At 38.3% G+C, this 22,697-nt stretch carries 16 protein-coding genes; 5 read left to right on the plus strand and 11 right to left on the minus strand.

The genetic code is table 11. From position 1 onward, the window contains the following. Window positions 1–319: 319 nt before the first annotated feature. Together IQ282_RS13820 and IQ282_RS13825 are read right to left on the minus strand one after the other, a co-directional pair. Window positions 320–1,381: a DUF3810 domain-containing protein gene (locus IQ282_RS13820; RefSeq protein ID WP_194852459.1), complete on the minus strand. Its 1,062-nt coding sequence runs from the start codon at window positions 1,379–1,381 to the stop codon at window positions 320–322. Between the two features lie 23 nt (window positions 1,382–1,404). Beyond that, window positions 1,405–1,692 carry a hypothetical protein gene (locus IQ282_RS13825; RefSeq protein ID WP_194852460.1) on the minus strand — a complete coding sequence of 96 codons (288 nt, stop codon included), beginning with the start codon at window positions 1,690–1,692 and terminating at the stop codon, window positions 1,405–1,407. Between the two features lie 119 nt (window positions 1,693–1,811). Here IQ282_RS13825 and IQ282_RS13830 point away from each other — a divergent pair, with 119 nt between their 5' ends. Then, window positions 1,812–2,984, plus strand: coding sequence for a GlmU family protein (locus tag IQ282_RS13830; RefSeq protein WP_194852461.1), 1,173 nt, complete (start codon window positions 1,812–1,814; stop codon window positions 2,982–2,984). A 435-nt stretch (window positions 2,985–3,419) separates the two neighbouring features. Here IQ282_RS13830 and IQ282_RS13835 read toward each other — a convergent pair whose 3' ends face one another. Beyond that, the gene (locus tag IQ282_RS13835) at window positions 3,420–3,797 is read right to left on the minus strand and encodes a hypothetical protein (protein ID WP_194852462.1); all 378 of its coding nucleotides are present in this window, start codon (window positions 3,795–3,797) and stop codon (window positions 3,420–3,422) included. Between the two features lie 79 nt (window positions 3,798–3,876). Here IQ282_RS13835 and IQ282_RS13840 point away from each other — a divergent pair, with 79 nt between their 5' ends. Next, window positions 3,877–6,282: a zinc-dependent metalloprotease gene (locus tag IQ282_RS13840; RefSeq protein WP_194852463.1), complete on the plus strand. Its 2,406-nt coding sequence runs from the start codon at window positions 3,877–3,879 to the stop codon at window positions 6,280–6,282. Between the two features lie 38 nt (window positions 6,283–6,320). Beyond that, window positions 6,321–7,292: a peptidoglycan DD-metalloendopeptidase family protein gene (locus IQ282_RS13845; RefSeq protein ID WP_194852464.1), complete on the plus strand. Its 972-nt coding sequence runs from the start codon at window positions 6,321–6,323 to the stop codon at window positions 7,290–7,292. Here IQ282_RS13845 and IQ282_RS13850 read toward each other — a convergent pair whose 3' ends face one another. Then, complete coding sequence (locus tag IQ282_RS13850; protein WP_194852465.1) at window positions 7,293–8,849, minus strand: NAD(P)/FAD-dependent oxidoreductase; 1,557 nt, start codon at window positions 8,847–8,849, stop codon at window positions 7,293–7,295. Between the two features lie 92 nt (window positions 8,850–8,941). On the opposite strand from IQ282_RS13850, the gene IQ282_RS13855 reads away from it, so the two are divergent. Together IQ282_RS13855 and IQ282_RS13860 are read left to right on the plus strand one after the other, a co-directional pair. Continuing rightward, window positions 8,942–10,090 carry a serine hydrolase domain-containing protein gene (locus IQ282_RS13855; protein WP_194852466.1) on the plus strand — a complete coding sequence of 383 codons (1,149 nt, stop codon included), beginning with the start codon at window positions 8,942–8,944 and terminating at the stop codon, window positions 10,088–10,090. Between the two features lie 317 nt (window positions 10,091–10,407). Beyond that, complete coding sequence (locus IQ282_RS13860) at window positions 10,408–11,016, plus strand: MCP four helix bundle domain-containing protein (RefSeq protein WP_194852467.1); 609 nt, start codon at window positions 10,408–10,410, stop codon at window positions 11,014–11,016. A gap of 330 nt (window positions 11,017–11,346) precedes the next feature. Here the strand turns inward: IQ282_RS13860 and katG are convergent, their stop codons facing one another. The 7 genes from katG to acs form a co-directional block, all read right to left on the minus strand. Next, window positions 11,347–13,644 carry a catalase/peroxidase HPI gene (gene katG, locus IQ282_RS13865; RefSeq protein WP_194852468.1) on the minus strand — a complete coding sequence of 766 codons (2,298 nt, stop codon included), beginning with the start codon at window positions 13,642–13,644 and terminating at the stop codon, window positions 11,347–11,349. 440 nt (window positions 13,645–14,084) lie between these two features. After that, a complete protein-coding gene (locus IQ282_RS13870) occupies window positions 14,085–15,272 on the minus strand; it encodes a BaiN/RdsA family NAD(P)/FAD-dependent oxidoreductase (RefSeq protein ID WP_194852469.1) in 1,188 nt (395 codons plus the stop codon). Window positions 15,273–15,606: 334 nt separating this feature from the next. Continuing rightward, window positions 15,607–15,828: a putative signal transducing protein gene (locus tag IQ282_RS13875; protein WP_194852470.1), complete on the minus strand. Its 222-nt coding sequence runs from the start codon at window positions 15,826–15,828 to the stop codon at window positions 15,607–15,609. A 95-nt stretch (window positions 15,829–15,923) separates the two neighbouring features. Continuing rightward, window positions 15,924–16,643, minus strand: coding sequence for a 3-ketoacyl-ACP reductase (locus tag IQ282_RS13880; RefSeq protein ID WP_194852471.1), 720 nt, complete (start codon window positions 16,641–16,643; stop codon window positions 15,924–15,926). A 330-nt stretch (window positions 16,644–16,973) separates the two neighbouring features. After that, window positions 16,974–19,229, minus strand: coding sequence for an FUSC family protein (locus tag IQ282_RS13885; RefSeq protein ID WP_194852472.1), 2,256 nt, complete (start codon window positions 19,227–19,229; stop codon window positions 16,974–16,976). A gap of 566 nt (window positions 19,230–19,795) precedes the next feature. Next, window positions 19,796–20,368, minus strand: a complete 573-nt coding sequence (locus IQ282_RS13890; RefSeq protein WP_194852473.1) for a PepSY-associated TM helix domain-containing protein — start codon at window positions 20,366–20,368, stop codon at window positions 19,796–19,798. A 267-nt stretch (window positions 20,369–20,635) separates the two neighbouring features. Further along, the gene (acs, locus tag IQ282_RS13895) at window positions 20,636–22,543 is read right to left on the minus strand and encodes an acetate--CoA ligase (RefSeq protein ID WP_194852474.1); all 1,908 of its coding nucleotides are present in this window, start codon (window positions 22,541–22,543) and stop codon (window positions 20,636–20,638) included. Window positions 22,544–22,697: the final 154 nt, after the last annotated feature.

Here is a 22,697-nt window from a genome sequence, read left to right on the forward strand (position 1 = left end):
GGGCGTTACTTCAAACTTTCGCAGTTGCTCTAGCTAAGATGAATTATTACAGAAACTACATTTCTATAATTAATTTGGGCGTTACCACAAGGGTCGGGCTTTACGCTACAATCTTTTAAATGATAAGCGCACTTCATTTGCTCATAATTTAAAAGGATTTCCACTACAATCCCTAACGCAAAAATTAAAAGCGATTAACAATGAGAGATATTTGACAATAGAAAACGAAAAGAAATTTAGATAGATATTATTAGCTATAACTCTCAAGAAAATTAAGTTTCCAACTTCCAAATTCCTTTTTTAATGCAGAGTTCTACTTTTATTTATAATGATTCACCAGCAACGCAACGACATAAGAATAGGTGCGCATACCATCTGGCTGATTATTTGCCTTGAGATAAGAATTATAAGTAGTTTGGGAAATCTTTTCAATCACGTTATCTTCATAAGGCGCCCAGAAATCCCTAAGTTCTTGATAATTAAGAATAATCCCATAATTCATATCTGAACGTATCAAGGCTAATTGATCGGGCTGTTTTTCGAAGAGGTCATTGAGGCAGTAACCCAAAGCAAAAATCGTTGCGCTATACTGGAAATAAGGATCCTCGTGATTCATCCCGGCGAGGACGGCAATAAAATTGGCCTCATTCTCCTTTGCAAAACCCAACTGATGTGACATTTCATGCAAGATCAATACCGGCGTTTTGTAATTGTTGATATACGCATTAGTTTGTGCCTCACCCGTCAAGGGATTTAAATAACCACTATATCCCATATAGGTTAATGGTAATGTGAGCAGCGATTTTTTCACACTTGAAGGTCCATAATCTAAAGATGGGTAAACAGCTCCCAGGTTTTTAAATCCAGTGGGTGCTAACTCAAACAGTTCAGATTGTGGTCTGGTAAAAAGAACTTTTAAAGAATCATTTTGCTGCAATTGGGAATGAAGTTCGTTAGCTGTAAACACTAACTGGCGAGTAACTTGAAGTAGATCTTCATCAGTATAAGTAGATTCTAAGTTCAAAATTTCATTAAGCGGCTCTCTGTAATAATTAAAGCCCCAGGCAAATTGAAAAAATGCGAGAATGATGTTGAGCGCAATGAATAGATGCGTGTACCGCTTTCGCGAAAGCGTAATAACTTCCTTAAAATGAACAATTAACCAGCGCAGTGCTAGAAGGATGAGGGTTATATAAAGCAAATCCCCAAAGGAAAATGGAATCCAGCCTAGGCCCATGCGCATCGCACGCCCTATATATGGGTAAATACCAGTGCTGTACCAGCGTTCTACAAATTCTGGATAATCGCGCAATAAACTATAACTAAATACTTGAAGCAACAGCAAACCAACTGTCAGTAGGAGCGGAGTCCATTTTTTCATATAGAGTAGAAAATGTTTTTCAATTAATTTTTGATTTCAACAGGAATGGGACCGCCGTGACTTAAAAAACCTCCGCCTATTTCTTCAATATTGACATCCAGTTCATCCATGGTGCTTATGCGTGAAATATTAACGTCTAGGGTTTCTGTATTTGAAAGCCTTACTGTTATGGATCCATCTTCATTAACAGGAACGAACGCGGTGTTCACGGAACGTTCTGCAGCGGGAAAAAGAGTAGATACACTTATTACGGATAGATTTAATGCAATAACAGCTAAAATACTTTTGGTAAACAAATCATTTTTGAACATGGCGCTTATTTATTTGAAAGGTAAGTAATAGTAAATCGTTTTATTAATCATTCATAATTGGTTCCAAGCTCAATCTAATTTTAAACCATTTTCCCGACCTTTGATTCAAAATCTGATATATGAACATCGTTCTAGCCGACTTCAACCTACATACTCCATTATTGCCATTTACCTACACGCGACCCACATCTCATGTACGTTGCGGGATACTAACCATGGCAGAACGCTGGGAAAAGCTGCTGGATCGTAAAGTAAGCTATCAGACAGAAGATTATCTGCAAACTAAATACCCTCTCAAGGAAACGGAAGATAATCTAGTTGTGGCAGGACATATTTTTGCCACAGAGAAACTAGCTGCTGCAATTCTAAATCTAGAAAAGGGTCAAAAGCTCATGGGTGGTAATCACGTCATCGCCTACAGAGCAGAAAAAATCCATACGCCTACTATCGAATTGACCCAAGTACTTTTTACTGAAGAAGAAGTAGATGGCGTTTTCCAAACCTGGGACATTTTCTCAAAAAACGGAAAAGCTCTTGAAGCGGACTTCAATCTTATAACCAAAGGACGAAAAAGCCAGCCTATTCCTGATAGTGTTCAAACCGTAAATCCAGAGAATATATTTCTAGAAGAGGGCGCGATTGTTCAATTTTCCATTTTAAATGCATCGACTGGTCCTATTTATATAGGAAAGAATGCAGAAGTAATGGAGGGAAGTCTGATTCGTGGTGGATTTGCATTGTGTGAGTATAGTGCGACAAAACTAGGGACTAAAGTTTACGGTCCGACTACTATTGGTCCTCATTCAAAAATAGGTGGTGAGGTAAACAATTCCGTTATTTTTGGGTATTCTAATAAAGGTCATGAAGGGTTTCTTGGGAATAGCGTTCTAGGTGAGTGGTGCAACATAGGAGCAGATACCAATACCAGTAACCTTAAAAATAATTATACCGAAGTCAAGCTCTGGAATTATGAAACTGGACGGTTTGCGTCCACAGGCTTACAGTTTTGCGGCTTGATGATGGGAGATCATTCTAAATGTGGTATCAATACGATGTTCAACACAGGAACCTTAATAGGCGTGAGTGCAAACATTTATGGTGCTGGGTATCCTCGAAATTTTATGGCTAGTTTTTCTTGGGGAGGACAACAAGGGATGATGACTTATAAACCATCTAAAGCCTTTGAGGTTGCAGAGATTGTCATGAAACGTCGCGGCATATTATTCGGACAGGTAGATATGGATATATTGACCGCTGTATTTAATAAAACGGCACAATACCGTAAGGACTAATCTATGCAAGAATAACTTTCATGGTCTTGTTATAAACATTGATGACCTATCTATAAATATTAGTTTCAATGGTATCATCTACAGTAGCGTCTTCAGAATAAATAGTTTTGGCAACACAATTGACATTTCCTTTTCTAGATTATAGTATAAACCTTTAATTGAGGTTGTGAAATCTATATAGTTTAATTAGAGTAGCTTATTTGTTTTAATTGTGTAAAAAAAATCATACGATTAGGAGAGCTGAAATAATCTCAAGTGAATTTCGCTGGACTAGTTGCCATTAGATTTTAAGCATCATTATAGAACTCGCGGCTATTTATTAAAGAGTACAATACAAAGTCAGCTATCTATTTTAGAAACTAAAATTTATGGATAAATAAATTCGATAAAACACCGGTTGAAGAACTCATTTCAACATTATGAACAGATCATAATTTATTTAGCACGGACGTATTTCTCGCCGCACGCTTCCATGCATTGATAGGAAACGGTAAGTGTTTCTTGCGCTTCATCTAGTTCGTAGCTCGCTATACAATCACCAGCGTTAAAACTATTTTCATCAGGATTCCAAGTCGCTACGGTGGCATCAGTATAGTTATTACCCACGCACACATTTTTATTAGAGATTACTGTGCCATAGGCTGTAAATAATAGAGTTTTGTCGCTGTCCACTTTTTGATAGGTGGCGTTGCCATCACCTATGTCACTTAAAGATTCTACATGTTCCCAGGCTCCAAATGCTGGATTGTTTTCTGCTCCATCCCTGCAGGAAGTGATCGCGATAAGTACTAACAATAGAACAGTGATTTTCATAATAGGAAACTGGATTAAAACTAAGTCGATGATAGCACCTTAAAGTTTAATTGGTATTTTAGATGCTTTGCATAAAATTATGAAAATCAAACCAACTCTGCCTTTTTATTTACTTGTTTTTTGTTTCGCTTTCGCGAAAGCGCAATCCCCACAGAATCTGCAACAATTTGAGGGATTTTTCAACTTTTCTTATGATGACAGCAAAGGAACGATAATACTCGAGGTGAAAGAACTTGACACAGAATTCTTATACGTACACTCGTTATCCACAGGTTTAGGTTCCAATGATATAGGGCTGGATCGAGGTCAATTGGGAGATGGCGTAGTCGTGAAATGGGTAAAGGCAGGAAATAAATTATTACTGGTACAACCCAATCAGAAGTACCGCGCTATCACAGATAATGTCGAAGAAAAAAAGTCTATCGAACAAGCTTTTGCTCGATCTGTACTCTATGGATTTGATATCATAGAAGATAAAAAGGACGCCAAAAAAAGTGATGCCGATAAAGATGTATATCGCATTGACCTATCTACATTTCTCATGGAGGATGCCCACGGAGTTGCAAAACGCTTGAAAGATAGAGATCAGGGAACCTATAAAATTGACAAAACGCGTAGTGCCTTGTGGTTAGAAAATACAAAGACATTCCCCAAAAATGTAGAGTTTGAAGCATTACTAACTTTTACAGGAGAAGCAAAAGGCAGCGATGTAAGAAGCGTGGCGCCAGATGCAGGGTCAATATCTGTCATCCAGCACCACAGCTTTGTAGAGTTGCCAGATAATGGTTTTGAAACACGAGAATTCCATCCCAGATCTGGTTCGTTCTACACCAGTTATATGGATTACAGCAGCCCGATAGGTTCACCTATGGAAAAGCGCTGGATCACGCGTCACCGTCTTATTAAAAAAAATCCACAAGCTGCGATGAGTGAAGCGGTGGAGCCTATCATTTATTACCTAGATCGTGGAACACCAGAACCGGTGCGCAGTGCGCTGCTAGAAGGAGCGAGTTGGTGGAATGAAGCTTATGAAAGTGCTGGATTCATCAATGCCTTCCAGGTTAAAATGTTACCAGAAGATGCAGATCCCATGGACAGTCGTTTCAATGTCATCCAGTGGGTGCACCGCAGTACACGCGGCTGGAGTTATGGCGGTAGCATTACAGACCCTAGAACCGGCGAGATTATCAAGGGTCATGTGAGCCTGGGAAGTTTGCGTATAAGACAGGATTATTTGCTTGCTCAAGGAATGCTTGAAGCGCCTTTTGCAAACGGTCAAGAATCTCCTGAAATGCTTAAAATGGCTTTGGCTAGAATTCGCCAGTTGGGAGCTCATGAGATAGGACACACGTTAGGATTTGCACATAACTTTGCAGCTAGCGTGAGCGACCGTGCTAGTGTCATGGATTACCCGCACCCTAAATATGATCTTGTGAATGGGAAGATATTACTGTCAGATGCCTATGATACAGGAATGGGAAAATGGGATAAACTAGCCGTACAATACTCGTATGGAAGTGCACCAGATGGGGTTTCTGAAAAAATGTTTTTAGAGAGCATCATCAAATCGGCTAGCGATCAAAACCTCCAATTTATAACTGATAGTGATGCAAGAACAGCCAGCGGCGCTCACGCAGATGCTCATTTATGGGACGGTGGGAGCAATGCGGTGGAGGAATTAGAAAAAATGCTGGAAGTTCGTCAAGTGGCGATGCAGCAATTTGGTTTAGATAACATTCCCGACGGACAGCCGCTCAGTGTTTTAGAAGATGTTTTTGTTCCCGTTTATTTCTCACATAGATATCAGGTGGAAGCAGCATCAAAAATGTTGGGCGGTATGCGTTATTCCTATGCATTGAAAGGAGATTCTCAATTTACCTATGTTTCTAAGAAAGAACAAGAAGCTGCAATGGACGCATTACTGGCAACTTTAAAAGTGGAGCAATTAACAATACCGCAGGAATTATTGAAATTATTTCCTCCTCGTTCCTACGGCTACAATCGCGATCGGGAGAGTTTTAAATCTCAAACAGGTGTTGCTTTTGATCCTGTTTCTGCTGCAGTTACCAGCGCTGAAGTGACTCTTGACTTTATGCTTAACGCTACACGATTGAATAGAATAGCACAGCAAGGAATCTATGGTCAGAATTTAGAATTAAATGACTTAATGGAGGAACTAACCGAAACTATATTTGACAACAGAACTTCAAACGACTACGAACAAATGATCCAGCAACGATTGAAAGAATTGTACTTGAATAAATTGCTAATAGCAAATAATTCCAGCCGATTAAATGTCTTAGTCAAATCAGAAGTAAAAGAACAAATAGCGGGAATCCAGAGAAGACTTACAGGTTCTAAAGATTACATCGATATTTCTTTGAACGAAATGATCAAAAACGCCATGGAGCATCCTGAAACAATTACGGAGGTTCCGGTACAGGTAATTCCTGATGGAAGCCCTATAGGGAGCTGTGGGATGTAGCTAAAATTTAAAAAGAAAAAAAACCAATCTCTGTAATCATGAAGAACACAATCGTTTTACTGCTCTTAATATTTAGTTGTCATCAAAGTTTTGGACAGTTAGAGACAGGTGTGGATAGAAAAATATCAGCAATTTTTGAACAAAAATTCAATACCGAAGATTTTACTGGAATCTTTGAAATGTTTTCAACCGAGATGCAAACGGTACTTCCAAAAGAAAAAGCGATCAATTTTCTGACTAGTTTTAAGGCTCAACTAAGTAAAATAAAAGAACGAGAATTTACAAGTTATGTGAGAGGATCATTTGCTTCTTACAAAACAACCTTCGAGAAAGGGATATTTATTATTAACATTTCTACGGATGGCGATTCCAAAATCAATGGTCTTCTCTTAGAGCCTTATAAAAGTGACATCGTATCCATTTCAGCTCGCAATACTTCAACGCTAATTCTTCCATTCAATGATGAATGGACGGTTGTTTGGGGTGGCGACACGGCGGCCTTGAACTATCATGTAAAAAGTATTGCTCAAAAAAATGCATTTGATTTGGTTATTACAGATGAGAATGGGAGATCCTATAAATCTGATGGAACTACCAATGAAGATTACTATGCTTTTGGTAAGGAGTTAATAGCACCAACTAATGGGACCGTAGTTGTAGCTACAGATGGAATCGAGGACAATATTCCTGGACAAATGAATACGGTTGACTCTTTAGGAAATGCTGTCGTCTTGAAAACCGAAAGTGGTGAGTATATCTATTTCGCCCATTTAAAAAGGAACTCCATCAAAGTCAAGCAGGGACAGAAGGTTGTTGCAGGGGATGTTTTAGGACTTTGTGGAAATTCAGGAAATTCTTCAGAACCACATTTACATTTTCACATTCAGGATGCTCTCAACGAGAGCACTGCAACAGGGATAAAATCCTACTTTAAAGAAATAATGGTTGACAATATAATCAAGAAAGACTACTCACCAATTCAAGGTGAAAAAATTAAAAACGTTCCATAGCTAAAGTCCACCAACAGCAGCCTCTGCACATCTTTCCCCATCCATTGCTGCACTTACTATACCTCCCGCGTAGCCACCACCTTCACCACATGGGAAAAGGTTCTTGATTTGCGGGTGTTCTAAAGTATCATTTCTTGGAATTTTAACGGGAGAGGAGGTTCTCGATTCTACACCCACAATATTTGCTTCGTTGGTATTGTAACCATGCATTTTCTGACCAAAAGCCTCAAATCCTTTGCGCAATCTGCTGCCTAACAGTTTTGGAAGCAAGCTGTGAAGTGGAGCACTTAATAATCCTGGCTGATAAGAACTTTCGTTCAAATTAGGCGATAATTTACCGTCTATAAAATCAGTTAGACGCTGTGCTGGGGCGGTCTGGGATCTTCCACCAGCAGTGAATGCGGTGCGTTCTAGGCTCTTTTGAAATTCTAGACCTGCTAGTGCTCCATATTGAGTAAAGGATCGAAGATCCTCGTCGGCATTGATTTCTACGACAATTCCGCTGTTGGCAAACTTATTATTTCTTCTGGAAGGTGACATTCCGTTGACCACGACCTCACCATCTTCTGTGGCAGCTGGAACAATAAATCCACCAGGACACATACAGAAAGAATAGACGCCACGGCCTTTTATTTGTTGGACAAGGCTGTAAGCCGCTGCTGGTAATAACTCATTGCGATCACCCGAACAATTGTATTGTATAGAATCAATTATCTGTTGTGGATGCTCCACGCGAACTCCCATTGCAAATGATTTTGCTTCAATGGCAATTTTCTTTTTATCAAGTAAATAGAAAATATCACGAGCGGAATGGCCTGTTGCCAGAATCACGCGCTCCACGGTCATTTCACGTTGATCATCTAGAATGATGGCTGTTATCTTATCGTTTTTTAATTCAAAGTCGGTCACCTTAGTTTCAAAATGAATCTCACCTCCATATTTAAGTATGGTCTCCCGGATATTTTGGATGATTTTAGGCAGTTTATTCGTGCCTATATGTGGGTGCGCATCTACAAGAATTTCATTTGTGGCACCATGAAAAACTAGGTTTTCGAAAATCCTGCGCACATCACCACGCTTCAAACTGCGGGTATATAACTTACCATCACTATATGTTCCAGCGCCACCCTCACCAAAACAGTAATTGGAATCTGTATCAACAATATGATCTTGATTGATGGCTTTAATATCACGACGGCGTTTCTGTACATCTTTACCTCGTTCTAGAACGATAGGCTTGTAGCCTAATTCTATACAGCGCAGTGCAGCATACATTCCTGCAGGGCCAAAACCTATTATATGTACCTGACGACCACTTGAAACATCTTTGTAATCAAATTGATAATCAGACTCCTGCGGTAACGGCTCATTAATGTAAACCGCTAGTTTGTAATTAAATACGACAACTTTTTTACGTGCATCAATGGACTTTCTTAAAACAACCACGCCAGTTATCTTAGAAAAATCCTCCCCTAAGTAAGCTGCTGCTCTTCTAGCCATGTCTGGATCCTGTTCTTCCTCAGGCAATGTCACACGCAATTGTATCTCTTTAATCATGGCGCAAATTTATGTATTTATATGCAGGTATTAAGATTCTAATTATCATACTAATAGTGTTATATCCACTGGTAACGCTTATTTTTAAAACTATGAAAACCACTTCTTTATTATTGTTTTTGATTTCAGTTCTGACCGTAAATGCTCAGAATTTTTACTTTCCTGAACGCAATGCAAATTGGCAAACTATTTCAACGGCTGATGCTGGTATAAATAGTAAGAGTATGGAGGAGGCCATCGCTTTCGCGAAAGCGAATGAATATTCAGGCTCTCGGGATTTGAGAATCGCCATTTTAGAAGGTTTCAAAAGTGAACCATTTCACGAAATCTTAGGTCCTACGAAAAAACGCGGTGGACCCGCTGGAATGATTCTCAAAAGAGGAAAATTAGTTGCACAATGGGGAGATGTACAACGTGTCGACATGACCTTTTCTGTAACCAAGAGTTTCCTATCCACAATGGCGGGAATTGCTGTAGATCAGGGGTTAATTGCAGACGTAAATGATAAAGTTGCACCTTATGTATGGGATGGAACTTTTGATGGAAAGCATAATTCAAAGATTACCTGGAGCCAACTATTACAGCAAAATAGCGCATGGCAGGGAACTCTATTTGGCGGGAAAGATTGGGCAGACAGACCACCGAGCAAAGGTGACGTTGATGACTGGCAGTATGCCGCACCTGTAGAGCCTGGAACGGTTATGGAATATAACGACGTTAGGGTCAATATTCTGGCATATAGCTTATTAAATGTTTTACGCAAACCATTACCTCAGGTGTTAAAAGAACAAATAATGGATAAAATAGGAGCGTCGTCAACATGGCGCTGGCATGGTTATGATAAAGCATGGGTAGAAATTGACGGACTTCAAATGAAGAGCGTTACAGGTGGTGGTCACAGTGGTGCAGGACTATTCATAAACACAGCGGATATGGCTCGTTTTGGCTTGCTATTTTTGAATAATGGGGAATGGAAAAATGAACAGCTGATTTCTAAAGACTGGATTAACGCGGCAACAACCGCTTCAAAACCTAATCCTAATTATGGATTTATGTGGTGGCTCAACGAGCAAGGTCCACGACACTGGAATGGAGTGGGAGATGATGTTTTTTATGCAGCCGGATTCGGTGGTAATTTTATTGTGGTGGATCGTAAAAATGATCTAGTCATTGTTACAAGATGGTTAGAGCCTGCAAAAGCAGGTGAATTTATGAAAATGTTAGCTGAGTCAATGGAATAACCGTATGTCTGAGAAATATTTCATCAAAAGGATCAAGTGCTTTGGTTAATGAGGATTGAACTCGCAGCTTTTTAATAAGTCATGATGTCAATATTTTTTAGATTGAGTCGAGTCTGACAGTTTATGAATTATCTAATAGCGGAATAGACATAGTTCATATTATTTTCTTGGTGTTCTGACCCGCATTTATTTTAGAAATCAGCATATTTTAAATTGAGAAAACTTCTTGGAATCCTTTGTAGCTAAGGATTATGGATCGTGTTTTCAGGTCGTATAGTTTATATTTGCTAGAACTACATGTTTTAATATAATCAAATATGGCCTTTTACAATAAAATAAAATGGGTTCTAGGAATTCTCATGGTTTTCGTCCTGATCATTACTACGAATCTCATTGATAGAAATAATTTTGTTAGAGTGAAGGACTCAGTAGAGACCATTTATGAAGATCGGCTTATTGCAAATGATTTGATTTTTGAAATGACCAAGTTGGTTCAAGAAAAAGAGCTAGCGGTAGCCACAACAAACGAAGCGTTTTTTAAAGAGGAAAATCGGGTAATTAACAATGATATCCAACGATATATTGAACAGTTTGAACAAACAAAACTGACTAGAAAAGAAACAGAAGTATTTGAGAGTCTCAAATATAATTTTGACCAAGTAGAGAAATCAGAATCTTCTTTTATTGCTTCTGGATTTATAACTACAGATAAATTATCAACTCAAATAACCGATATAAAACAAGACTTGTACGACCTTTCAAAAATTCAACTTAATGAAGGAAGAAGGCAAATGTCGATCAGTAAAAAAGCTTTAGATACGGTAGAACTATTTACTCAAATGGAAATATACCTTTTGGTTTTTCTTGCCATAGTGATACAAATAATCGTGATGTACAATCCAAAGTCAAAGAAAGCAAACTTATAAATTTAGAGTTTTCATTTGTTTATTGATGTGAAGGATCTTGAACAATTGTCCCGCACGAGCGCAGGCATTTTTAAAAATAATAAATTGAGTTTCGACTGCATATTATTAAATGTAGCTGCCTAGCAGATATCTGACTCAAATTTAATGCACCGCTTAATATCATCTAAAACATTCAGCACTCTGTGTTCCCTGTGTTAAAAGCAAATTTGTTATTGAAATTGCTGATTTTATTATGCCACAACTTCAGAGTATCACAAAATATATAATCAAGTAAAATGCCCATCTTCTTAAAGAAGACGGGCATTTTTCAAAAGATCTTAGAAAGTTGCTTTAGTCGTCTTTCACGTCATAGCGGTCGTGCATCATCACTTTATCCCATGCCGCAACAAAATCCCGTACAAACCGATCCTGAGCATTTTCAGCGCCATAAACCTCTGCGATGTTGCGCAGTTGTGCGTTAGAACCAAAAATCAGATCACAGCGTGTTGCGGTATATTTAGTTTGCCCATCTGCACGACTTTTGATGTCAAATAGCAATTTACTCGAGCTTTTAGGAACCCATTCATAATCCATGCTGGTCAGCACTTGGAAAAAATCGTTGGTCAACTGTCCGGGCCGTTTTGTAAATACGCCATGCTTGGAGTGATCAAAATTCTGATCCAGAACCCGCAGGCCTCCGGTCAATACCGTCCATTCTGGAGCGTTTAAGTTTAAGAGCTGCGCTCTGTCCAGAAAGATTCTTTCAGAAGAAACGCGGTATCCAACTTTTGAATTATGGTAGTTTTTGAATCCGTCAGAAACGGGTTTGAGCCAGTCAAAACTTTCTACATCTGTCAAGTCCTGCGTGGTATCCGTTCGTCCTGGTGTAAAGGGAACTTTAACGGGAGTACCGGCATCGTTAGCGGCCATTTCTATGGCGGCGCAACCACCGAGAACAACCAAATCTGCTAGGGAAACCTGCTTGTCACCAGATTGCTTTCCATTGAAGCTGCCCTGGATTTCTTTAAGCTTATGAAGGACTTCATTCAATTCTGCTGGGCGGTTCATTTCCCAGCTGTTTTGAGGTTCTAAAGCGATACGAGCGCCATTTGCACCACCACGTTTATCAGAATGTCGGTAAATTGCCGCTGATGACCATGCTGCGTTTACTAATGCTGATACCGTCAGATTAGTTTCATGGATTTGGCTTTTTAAATCGGCAATGTCTTGATCATTAATTAACTCATGATTACAAACAGGAACTGGATCTTGCCATAATAGATCTTCTTTAGGTACTTCTGGGCCTAGGTAGCGGTCTTTAGGTCCCATGTCCCGGTGGGTTAATTTGTACCACGCTTTCGCGAAAGCGTCTGTGAAATAATCAAAATCATTCATGAATTTTTCACACACCTTGCGGTATTCTGGATCTACCTTCAACGCAATGTCAGAGGTCATCATCATGAGATCGTCCATTTTGCCATCAATATGCGCATCTGGCGTTTTAGGGGCGTTGCGATTAATAGGTGTCCACTGTGAAGCGCCAGCCGGACTGACTTTTTGCTCCCATTCAAATTTGAAAAGATTTTTTAGATAATCATTGTCCCATTCGGTAGGGTTGGGCGTCCATGAACCTTCAATACCGTTGGTACTCGTGAATTCTGCATTTCCTGTGCCTACCGGATTATGCCATCCAAAACCCTGCGCTTCAATGGATGCAGCTTCCGGAGCGGCACCTATTTTATCAGAATTTACCATCCCGTGACTTTTACCAAAAGCATGACCGCCAGCAATCAAGGCCACCGTTTCTTCATCACCCATCGCCATGCGCTTGAAGGATTCCCGTATGTGCCGCGCAGAATCCTGGGGATCCATATTCCCGCCTGGTCCTTCAGGATTTACATAAATCAAGTTGGAATGCGTTGCGGCCAGCGGGTTTTCTAGATCGTGGTATTTCTCTTTAAGCCCGCCTACCCATCGCAGGTTTTCATTCACCATTTCTTCAGGATGGCCTTTGCGATCGCCAGCTGTCATGGATTCATCAAATGGTTTTCCATCCCAAAACTCGGGTCCCCAGTACGTGCTACGGTCTGGTTCCCAAGCATCGCGACGGCCACCGGCAAAACCATAAGTTGGGAAATTCATGATTTCAAGCGAACAGTTTCCAGCGAGAATGATCAGGTCTGCCCACGAGAGTGCGGTTCCGTATTTTTTCTTGATAGGCCATAACAACCGTCTGGATTTATCTGTATTTCCATTGTCCCACCAGGAATTGATGGGAGCAAAGCGCTGCATTGCTTGTGCCGCGCCACCGCGACCGTCAGCAATACGATAGGATCCGGCAGAATGCCAGGCCATACGGATCATTTGTGGACCATAATTGTTATAATCTGCTGGCCACCAGTCTTTAGAATCTACGAGTAGCGCTTTAATCTCTTTTTTTAATTGATCATAATCCAGATTATTGAATTCTTTCTTATAATCCTCATCACTCAATGGGTTTGAAGCTGGCTGTTCCTGATGCAATAAATCAACTTGCAAACGATTGGGCCACCAGTCATCGGTGCTTGGAGCCGATCCCATGGCGCCACCGACTCGCGTACCGCGGAAAGGACATTGTTCAAGATTTTCTGGATTGTCTATGTTTTTCATATTATGTTTTATTGTAGTTTTCTATAGCTCCAAGAAAATTAATATTTAATTATTTCTAGGAAAGTTCACAGTTCACAAATTCAAAAATGATGTATTGAAGCAGTTTCCTTAAAACTATTAGATCTAGTGGAAAAACAGTGGCTATTCCCTGTTAATTTAAAACCAAATCTCTTTATTCACTTGAACAGAAAGTGTAATTATGAAATATTCATAGCTATTAGTCTAAGCCCTTAAAAATTTAAAATTTATATGTTTAATACTAAAAGGAATCACTTCAATTTGAGAATAGAAAGAAAGCATGAATAGAAGAAAGCTATTTTTTGTCTGTGATAGGATCTTTTTAATATGGAAAATGTTAGGCTGTGCTATATCCTTAGTTAACGAACGATTGATTCTCTATTATAAATTAGATAATAATATGAAATTTGATAATTAACAATCTACTTTCTTTCGTTCAAATGATTTGCAAGATAAACCCCACTGCTAGCGCAAGCTTGTATCAAATAACCACCGGTAGGAGCATCCCAATCCAGCATCTCGCCAATACAAAATTGATTCGATAATTTTTTCAATTCAAAATTTTCAGAAATAGCACTTAAATCTATTCCTCCCACCGTGGAAATAGCTTCATCCTTATTGACTGTACCTACAATGTCCAGTTTAAACCTCTTAATATTATTAGCTAATAATTCGATATTCAAGTAGGAATCTTTAGTCAGATATGTTTTTAATAAGTCAATTTGAGGAACACTTAGTTTTAGCTCCTTTTTTAATGTATCAGTAGTAGTTCTATGCGAGGATAATTTTATTTTTGCTTGAACTTCCTCTAAAGTGAGTGAAGGTTTGAAATCGATAAAAACAGTCGCTTTTGAATTTGTCGATAGCTGTTTTCTTATTTTAGGACTCAGGCCGTACAAGGTATTCCCTTCTAGTCCCTGCTTTGTTATTGTTGCTTCTCCTTTTTGCTCGATGTTATCACAATAAATAGCTATGTTTTTTAATGGAGCTCCTTCATGTTTGTTGATGAATTGAGGATCCCAGTCAACCTGATGACCACAGTTTGAAGCTTTGAAAGCTTTTGTTTGAACTCCAATTTTAGAAAAAACATTTAGCCAGCTGCCATCTGATCCTGTAACTTTCCAGCTGGCCCCTCCTAAGGAAAATACGGTATAATCGGCTTTCACACTCTCTTGATTTATTATAGGGTTGTTATACTGATCCCAATCAGAAAATGTGTGTTCATACTTCATAACGGTTCCTTTGTCTTTTAGAAAACTAAGAATGGCGTTGAGGACTTCTATAGGTTTAGTGCCTTTTGTAGGAAACACCCTTTTACTACTTCCTATATATGTTTTGATACCTATCTGACTAAGCCAATTTCTAAAATCTGAATTGGTAAATGCCGATATTGCTTTGTTTAAAAAATCGTTTGGTGTGAAACGATCAATAAAAGTACCTATAGGTTCTGAATGGGTTAAATTGAAACCTCCTTTACCAGCAACCAAAAATTTACGCCCAGCTGTTTTATTTTTCTCGTAAATGGTAACCTCAAATTTTTCAGCATCTAAAAAAGCGGCTAAAAATAATGCAGATGTTCCCCCACCAATAATAGCAACTTTTTTTTTCATCTCACAAAAGTAGTGGTTATTGAAATGCTTTATCCGCAAGATGAGGCTTTAGGGTTTCCAAGGATTGGTTTTGCGGCTTGGAGGCTTATTCATCTGGAATGCTAGTAACAACGTTCATTATAACCACTATTAGCGTTTACGATTCTACATCCCTAAATATTCAAAACGACCACCAGCAAAAACGATTGAACGATGGAGTAACTGAACCAAAACCTTTGAAGTTCAGACAATCATCGCTATTGAGTGTGAGAGTTTACAAGTTTCTTTATTGCGGCAGAATCTGTAACGGTAAGGTTGAGATCAATAATTAAATCTTCATCTGATTAATCCAGATTTATTCCGCCGATTCAAAATTGGAAAGCACTTTTTCTGCCTTGGGGAGATGTGTATTTAATACATACAAATCAACGCTATCTCCTGAAGTTCCAAATCCAGCCAGCCTTCCTGATTCTACATTGTCTTTTATAATGGAAGAGATATTTTCCTGATCTAATAAATCTGCTAATCTGCTGATGGTTATTGATGATCCTGCGTAAATTTTTGTGTATTCTTCCATGTTGGTAATGTTTAAATTGTTTTTAAAATGAAATACAGGGTTCGCTAATTGATTTCAAAAAATGATGGGATCGTTGGCCTAGTGTAAATTACTAATTATGGATTTGTTGACCACAAAGAAGCTGTTTTGAGCATGGCTCTTCTGGGGAGTTTTAATCCAGCAACAATCAGCTCGGCAAAATCTTCTGGTTGTAAAACGCTGTCTTCAGAGTCTTTGTCGGCTATTCCTAACTCTACAGACATGTCAGATGCTATTGTGCTAGGTGTAAGTGTACAAACTCTTATATTGTCTTTACGAACTTCTTTCATTAATGCTTCAGACATTCCTACCACCGCAAATTTAGATGCAGAATAGGCAGAAGTGTTGGCATTTGCAACTAATCCAGCTGTAGAGGCCACATTTATAATATCACCTTCATTCTTTTCTATTAAGTGCGGTAATACTTCTTTAGTCATGTAATACATTCCCATAAGATTTGTTTGTATAATCTGACTCCACTGGGTCACTTCCATTTCATTAAAAGTACCAAACGCTGCAATTCCTGCATTGTTCACCAAAATATCTACGGAACCTAATTTGTCGATAATCTCTTTGACACTGCTTTTAACTTCGTCATAATTGCTTACATCAAAAACGGAGTACAGCGCATTAACACCTAAAGATTCTAATTCTGCAACGGTTTCTTTCATTACATCTTCAGTTCTACCAGTAATAGCTACATAAATTCCTTCTTTCGCGAAAGCGATAGCAGTTGCCTTTCCTAATCCTCTGCCGCCTCCTGTGATTATAGCTTTTTTACCTTTTAAGTTTTGCATGCTTCTTTTTTATGTTGATTTGTATCGTTAATAAGTACCGGAGTAAAGTTAACCTTGACTTTTTAATTAACGGCAAGAGTCGTAGACTTTATCCATAGATTTTCTTACTTGTGAAAGTTATAAAAGTGATCAATAAATTCAACTGCATCTGAAAATATCAATCTGATTCTGGATAGACTTGATTTAATTACCGATCAAGAATAACGCTGTGATTATTGTAAAGTGATTGAAAATAGGAGAAAAAGTATACTTAATTAGTGTGAAGTAATTGTTTGGATAGATTAGTCTAAATAACAGCTAAACAATAAATTAAATATCGATAAATGATATTCAATTATTATCTATTATAGAAACCCTGTAACTATTAGTTGTCTTTTCTAGATTTTCTGAAAGTGATTTTAACCAGTTCATGTGATTAGCAATGAGGTAAGCTTCCTGTAAACCATGAAGAGTTTCCGTGTCTAATTCTGTATTTCCCTTTTTAATATTCTCATCCCTCATATTTGATAACAGACGGTATTTATCAAGTAATTTATCTTGTGCATCTTCAATGCTCTCCTCATTAATTTTTACCATGGATGATGTGGTATTTAAACAGTCAAATGACATTTGGAGCGTTTTAGCAATCCGTTCCATCAACCTATTAAACTCCACCGAGGCTGGAGTGGTTCTATGATTGATCATAAAATTGCCGATGGATGCAATCGCTGAGATCATGGTTTGATTAAGGGTTACAATCTCATAAATGAGTTGAAATTCTTTCTGTTTTGATTTAGGGTCCTGTGTCAAGCGTTGAAACGCCGCATTCAAGTTGCTGATCGCAAGAAAAGCTTCTTTCCTTGCCAGATTATAAGGCAGTTTGTTTGTTGACGGGTCTTGATACAAAGCTTGTGTTGCTAAAAGATAGTCCCTATTCATTTTCAAGGCATTCAACAAAACCTGCTTGAGGTTGTTGACTTCCCAACTGGGAACTATTAAATAATTTGCTAAAACAGCAATAACAGACCCTATAACAGTATCGAGCACGCGGTATTGAATAACCTCAAAGGCATCAGGATTAATCAGACAATACACAAAAATTATACTAATGGTAATTAAAGCTGCTGCCGACTTATAATTGAGCTGAAGCAATGAAAAAGCAAATATTAATGAAACAAACGCAAGGACAGCATAGACGACAACATTCTGGGTTATTAGCACGATCCCAACAGCGATTACAGCACCTATCAGAGTGCCTATAATACGGTCTTTTGATCTAGTTCTGGTCAGTCCATAGCTAGGACGCATGATCACAATTATGGTTAATAAAATCCAATAGGTATTTTGAATATCAAAAACGACACCCAGCATAAAGGCAAATATAATCGCGATAGTGAGCCTTAAAGAATGTCTGAACATCGTAGAGCTCAGACTGAAATTTTGAAGTAGAACGTTCAGTCGGTATTCCTGAAGGGTTAAAAACTGAGTGGAATTCTGCCGCTTTAAAGATATTTTAGAAGCATCCTGAACATTTGCCATCACTTTTCTAATGGCTTGTATTTCCTGAAGTAATTGTTCTTGATAATCGTATAAATTCTTCAAAACCAGTGCGCCCTCTCGCGCTTCAGGTAGTTTGACTTTATTGATATATTCTGTTATGATGTCATTGGCTTTCGCCAAAGCTGCTAGCAAAATTTTATTTTCAGGTATTTTATCATTCTGAATTAACAATTCAGATAAACGTATTAAATGGTTGCCCATTTTTTTATTCAGCTTTTTAGAAGCCTTTAAGTACTCTTTGCGCTCGCCGAAGATGCCGTCGATGGTATCGTAATCTAAATGTTTAGCTTCGATCAATTCAAAAATCTTAATAGAAGAAAGAAAGATTAACAACTGTTTTTCTTCATAGCGAGATCGCCCAGAACGTTTTCTGGCGGTAAGAAGCGTTTCACGTAGCGTTTCATGTTTGTCGTTAATTTGACTTTGAAGAACAAACGTTTGTTTTAACCCTTCCTCGCGTTTATTTTTATTGGTTAAGAGTTTGGCTCTTAATTTTAAATATTTCCCTATAAGCTGCAGTGTGTTTGACAAAAGCTGATTTTGATCTTTTTTAGGTGCTAGTTTTTGAAAAATAAGAGAAACGATGAGATACCAAAGACCACCAAGTCCCATTAACGCAACTTGAGCAAAAATTTCGGTTACTGTTTCCTTTGGAACAGCAAGTGCGATGACCATGGCTAATAAGCCAGAAAACGAAACTAAAGAAGCCCTAAATCCATAAACTGAAATCAGCGATATTATAAAAGTGATGACGGCAAGTGCTACAAATAAAACGGGAAGAAAAGGTTTAGAAAGATGGATTATGGCCGTAATAACCATGGTTAACCCTATACTTATAAGAATGGCATTAACCTTACGTTTGAAGCTACCTGGAATGTCACCAGGTGCATTTAAAAATGTTCCTAAAACTACAGCGGGAGCATATTGAGAATAACCCAATAAATAAAGGACTCCAAAAGGCACCACAATACCCACGCCGATTCTTATCCCACGGTCAAAGTTGGTACTTTTTAAAAATAATTCTAATTGCTTTATTAGGTCTTTCAAATAGATTGTCAATAGGATGGTAAGTTAGGAGAATATGGTCAGATAATCGATTCTTAAGAGCTCTTTGAATATACAAATGATCCATTATTCTAAAGAATGAAATCTCCTTAAAACCACGGTAAAATATTAAGAGTTATACCGCATAAATATTTTGAAACCTTCTCTAAGAAAAGTCACACAATCTCAATCAGTATAATTCCAAATCTAAAAAGTCAAATTAGATTTATCAGAATAAACATTATTTAGTTGCCCGATTTTTAATAATTGGTTTATATTTATTAACCAATTGATATATAAACGGTTAAGATGATTCACTGACTTTATGAATGAGCACTTTAAACCACTTGCAGTAAAGTAAAAAAGGATGAAGGTAGTGTAGAAATGATGTGTTTAAAAGCTTTCGCGAAAGCGGAAAAGAACTAAAAGTACTGCAATAAATAGATTTTCATAGTATCTATTATTGTCGCTAAGGATTAATAATCGCATGTTAGCTAGTTACAGATAGATTAAAAAATCTATACCTGCGTATAAGTAGCTACGCGATTAAATTTTTAATCATGATCATTCTATTTTTTACTTTTTCTCATGCGCTTAGGACCATACCACAACCAGAATCCAGTCACGGTAAACATGAGTAACGACAAGCCCATGATAGAAGTGTAAATAACTTTGAATGGCTCATTACTGGTATCAAAGATCTTGTCGAGAATTGATCCATCATGGATATTTTCAATAAGATCTGCCCGTCTTTCTTCAAGATGCAAAAGCTCTCCAGTGGAGCCATCCAGCTGGATTCCCCAGTAATGATCTTCAAAAACGAATTTTACCATTCCTTTTTCTTTCCTGATATCAATTCTATCAATTTTTGTGGATAAGTCTGGTGAGACGGAATCCCTGAGAACATTTACCGCAATAGTGTGTAAACTATCAACTGTAAGCCATTCTTTTAAGTCGGTTGATAAGCCAGATTGAGATTTGGGTAGTATTAAATTTCCAGTATGCTTCTTCCATCCCAATAGCAACCCGGTAACAGAAATAAATAAGAAAAAAACGAACAAGAAAGCCCCCATTGTTCTGTGGATCTTTCTCGAAACGCGTAATACTTTAGCTTGTTTCTTTCTCTTGTTCTTCTCCGTCATAATATTTTTTTCTCGCACCAAATTTAAAAAGTATTCGCTAATTTTTATTCCAAGTACCTAAGGTTAAAGCGGAACTAACACATCAAGAGAATTCTGCATTTGTTTCAAACATACGGCGTTTAAACGGAACATTCATGAGAGATAACCCTCAAGGGATTCAAGGTGAATGAACTTGGTAAAATCTATTACAATAGAGAATCACCGTTTCACAATTGTCCAATTGGTTCCTTTACCGATTTGATACAAGAATAGATCTAAAACTTACTTTTACAGTCTTGTGTCAATAATTTCTTGAACAACTTCTGGGTTGAGCAGGGTAGAACTGTCGCCTAAACTATTGATCTCTCCAGCAGCAATTTTTCTCAGAATGCGACGCATTATTTTACCTGATCTGGTTTTGGGAAGTCCATTTGTAAACTGAATCTTTTCCATTTTGGCAATCGGTCCTATACGTTCAGATATGAGTTGGTTGATTTCTTTCCTCAAATTTTGAGGATCGCGTTGTTCACCACTTTCTTTTAAAATCACAAAACCATAGAGCGAGTTCCCTTTAATGTCGTGCGGGAAACCTACAATCGCACTTTCTGCTACCGCCGGATGTTCATTTATGACGTCTTCAATCGGTGCAGTTCCCAGGTTATGTCCAGAAACAATAATCACATCATCCACACGGCCTGTGATCCGGTAATAACCTGTGGCATCTCTTAAGGCCCCATCACCTGTGAAATACATGTTTTTAAATGTGGAGAAATAGGTGTCTTTAAACCGCTTGTGATCACCATAAATAGTCCGAGCCATACCAGGCCATGGAAATCTTATACATAACCGACCAGAAACCTGGTTTCCTAAAAGTTCATTACCGTTTTCATCCATTAAAGCGGGCTGGATACCCGGTAATGGTAAAGTGGCAAATGTAGGAATGGTGGGTGTTGCAAAAGGTATTGGGCTGATCATTATTCCTCCGTTTTCTGTTTGAAACCAGGTATCTACAACTGGACAATTATTCTTACCTATGTTATCATTATACCAGTGCCATGCCTCTTCATTTATAGGTTCACCAACGGTTCCCAGTACTTTGAGCGAACTCAGGTCATGGTTCTCTACATAGCTAAGGTTTTCTTTTGCAAGTGCTCTGATTGCGGTGGGAGCGGTGTAAAATTGGTTAACCTTGTGCTTATCTATGACATCCCAAAACCTACTGTAATCTGGAAAATTTGGAACTCCCTCAAATAGTAATGTTGTCGCTCCATTGAGAAGCGGTCCATAAATGATGTAACTATGGCCGGTAATCCACCCAACGTCTGCACTACACCAATATACGTCTGGTTGATTGTATTGGAAAACATTTTTAAATGTGTAAGCCGCATAAACCATATATCCAGCTGTGGTGTGCAACATTCCCTTAGGTTGGCCAGTCGATCCTGACGTGTAAAGAACAAATAATGGATCCTCAGCATTCATGATTTCAGGTGTAAACGTGGTAGATGCCTCTTCCATTAAGGGTTCAAGCCACTTATCCCGATTAGGCCTCATATGGATATCACTTTTGATGCGTTTCACCACAAGAACGGTCTCAATAGAAGGCGTGTCTTCTAAGGCAACGTCAACTATTCCTTTTAAATCGATTGTTTTATTGCCTCGATATGAACCATCGCTGGTGATAACCATTTTACAATTAGCATCATTGATTCTACTGCGTATAGCGGTGCTGGAAAAACCAGCAAAAACAACGCTATGAACTGCACCTACACGAGCACAAGCTAACATTGCAATCGCTAACTCTGGAATCATCGAGAGGTAGATGCACACTCGATCGCCACGTTTTATTCCTTGATCCTGGAGAACGTTAGAAAATTTGCAGACGCGCTCCTGCAATTCTTGATAGGTGATATGTTGGGCAGGTTCTAACGGATCATTAGGTTCAAATATAATAGCCGTTTTATCTGCTGACGCATAAAGATGACGGTCCAGACAGTTTTCTGTAATGTTGAGCTGGGCGCCTTCGAACCATTTGATTTCTGGCTTTTCAAAATCCCATTTTAAAACCTTATCCCATCGTTTGCGCCACAAGAAATTCTCTTCCGCTATTTCTCCCCAGAACTGTTCTGGTTGGTTCACGGACTTGCGATATACTTGAAAATATTCTTCTAAACCCTTTATATGATAGTTGCTCATCTGTAGTCCTCGTTAAGTGATTTAAATGTACCAAAATCCTCCTACACAAAGAAGGTCTCTGATAAGTACATTTTCTATAAAACTCTAATAAACCAGAATCTTACCTAGAATAAACGAAAGGTTTCATTTAAAGTTTTTGTTATCAGGACGTAGA

Source organism: Nonlabens antarcticus, from assembly GCF_015356755.1.
In the GTDB taxonomy this organism is placed as follows: domain Bacteria; phylum Bacteroidota; class Bacteroidia; order Flavobacteriales; family Flavobacteriaceae; genus Nonlabens; species Nonlabens antarcticus.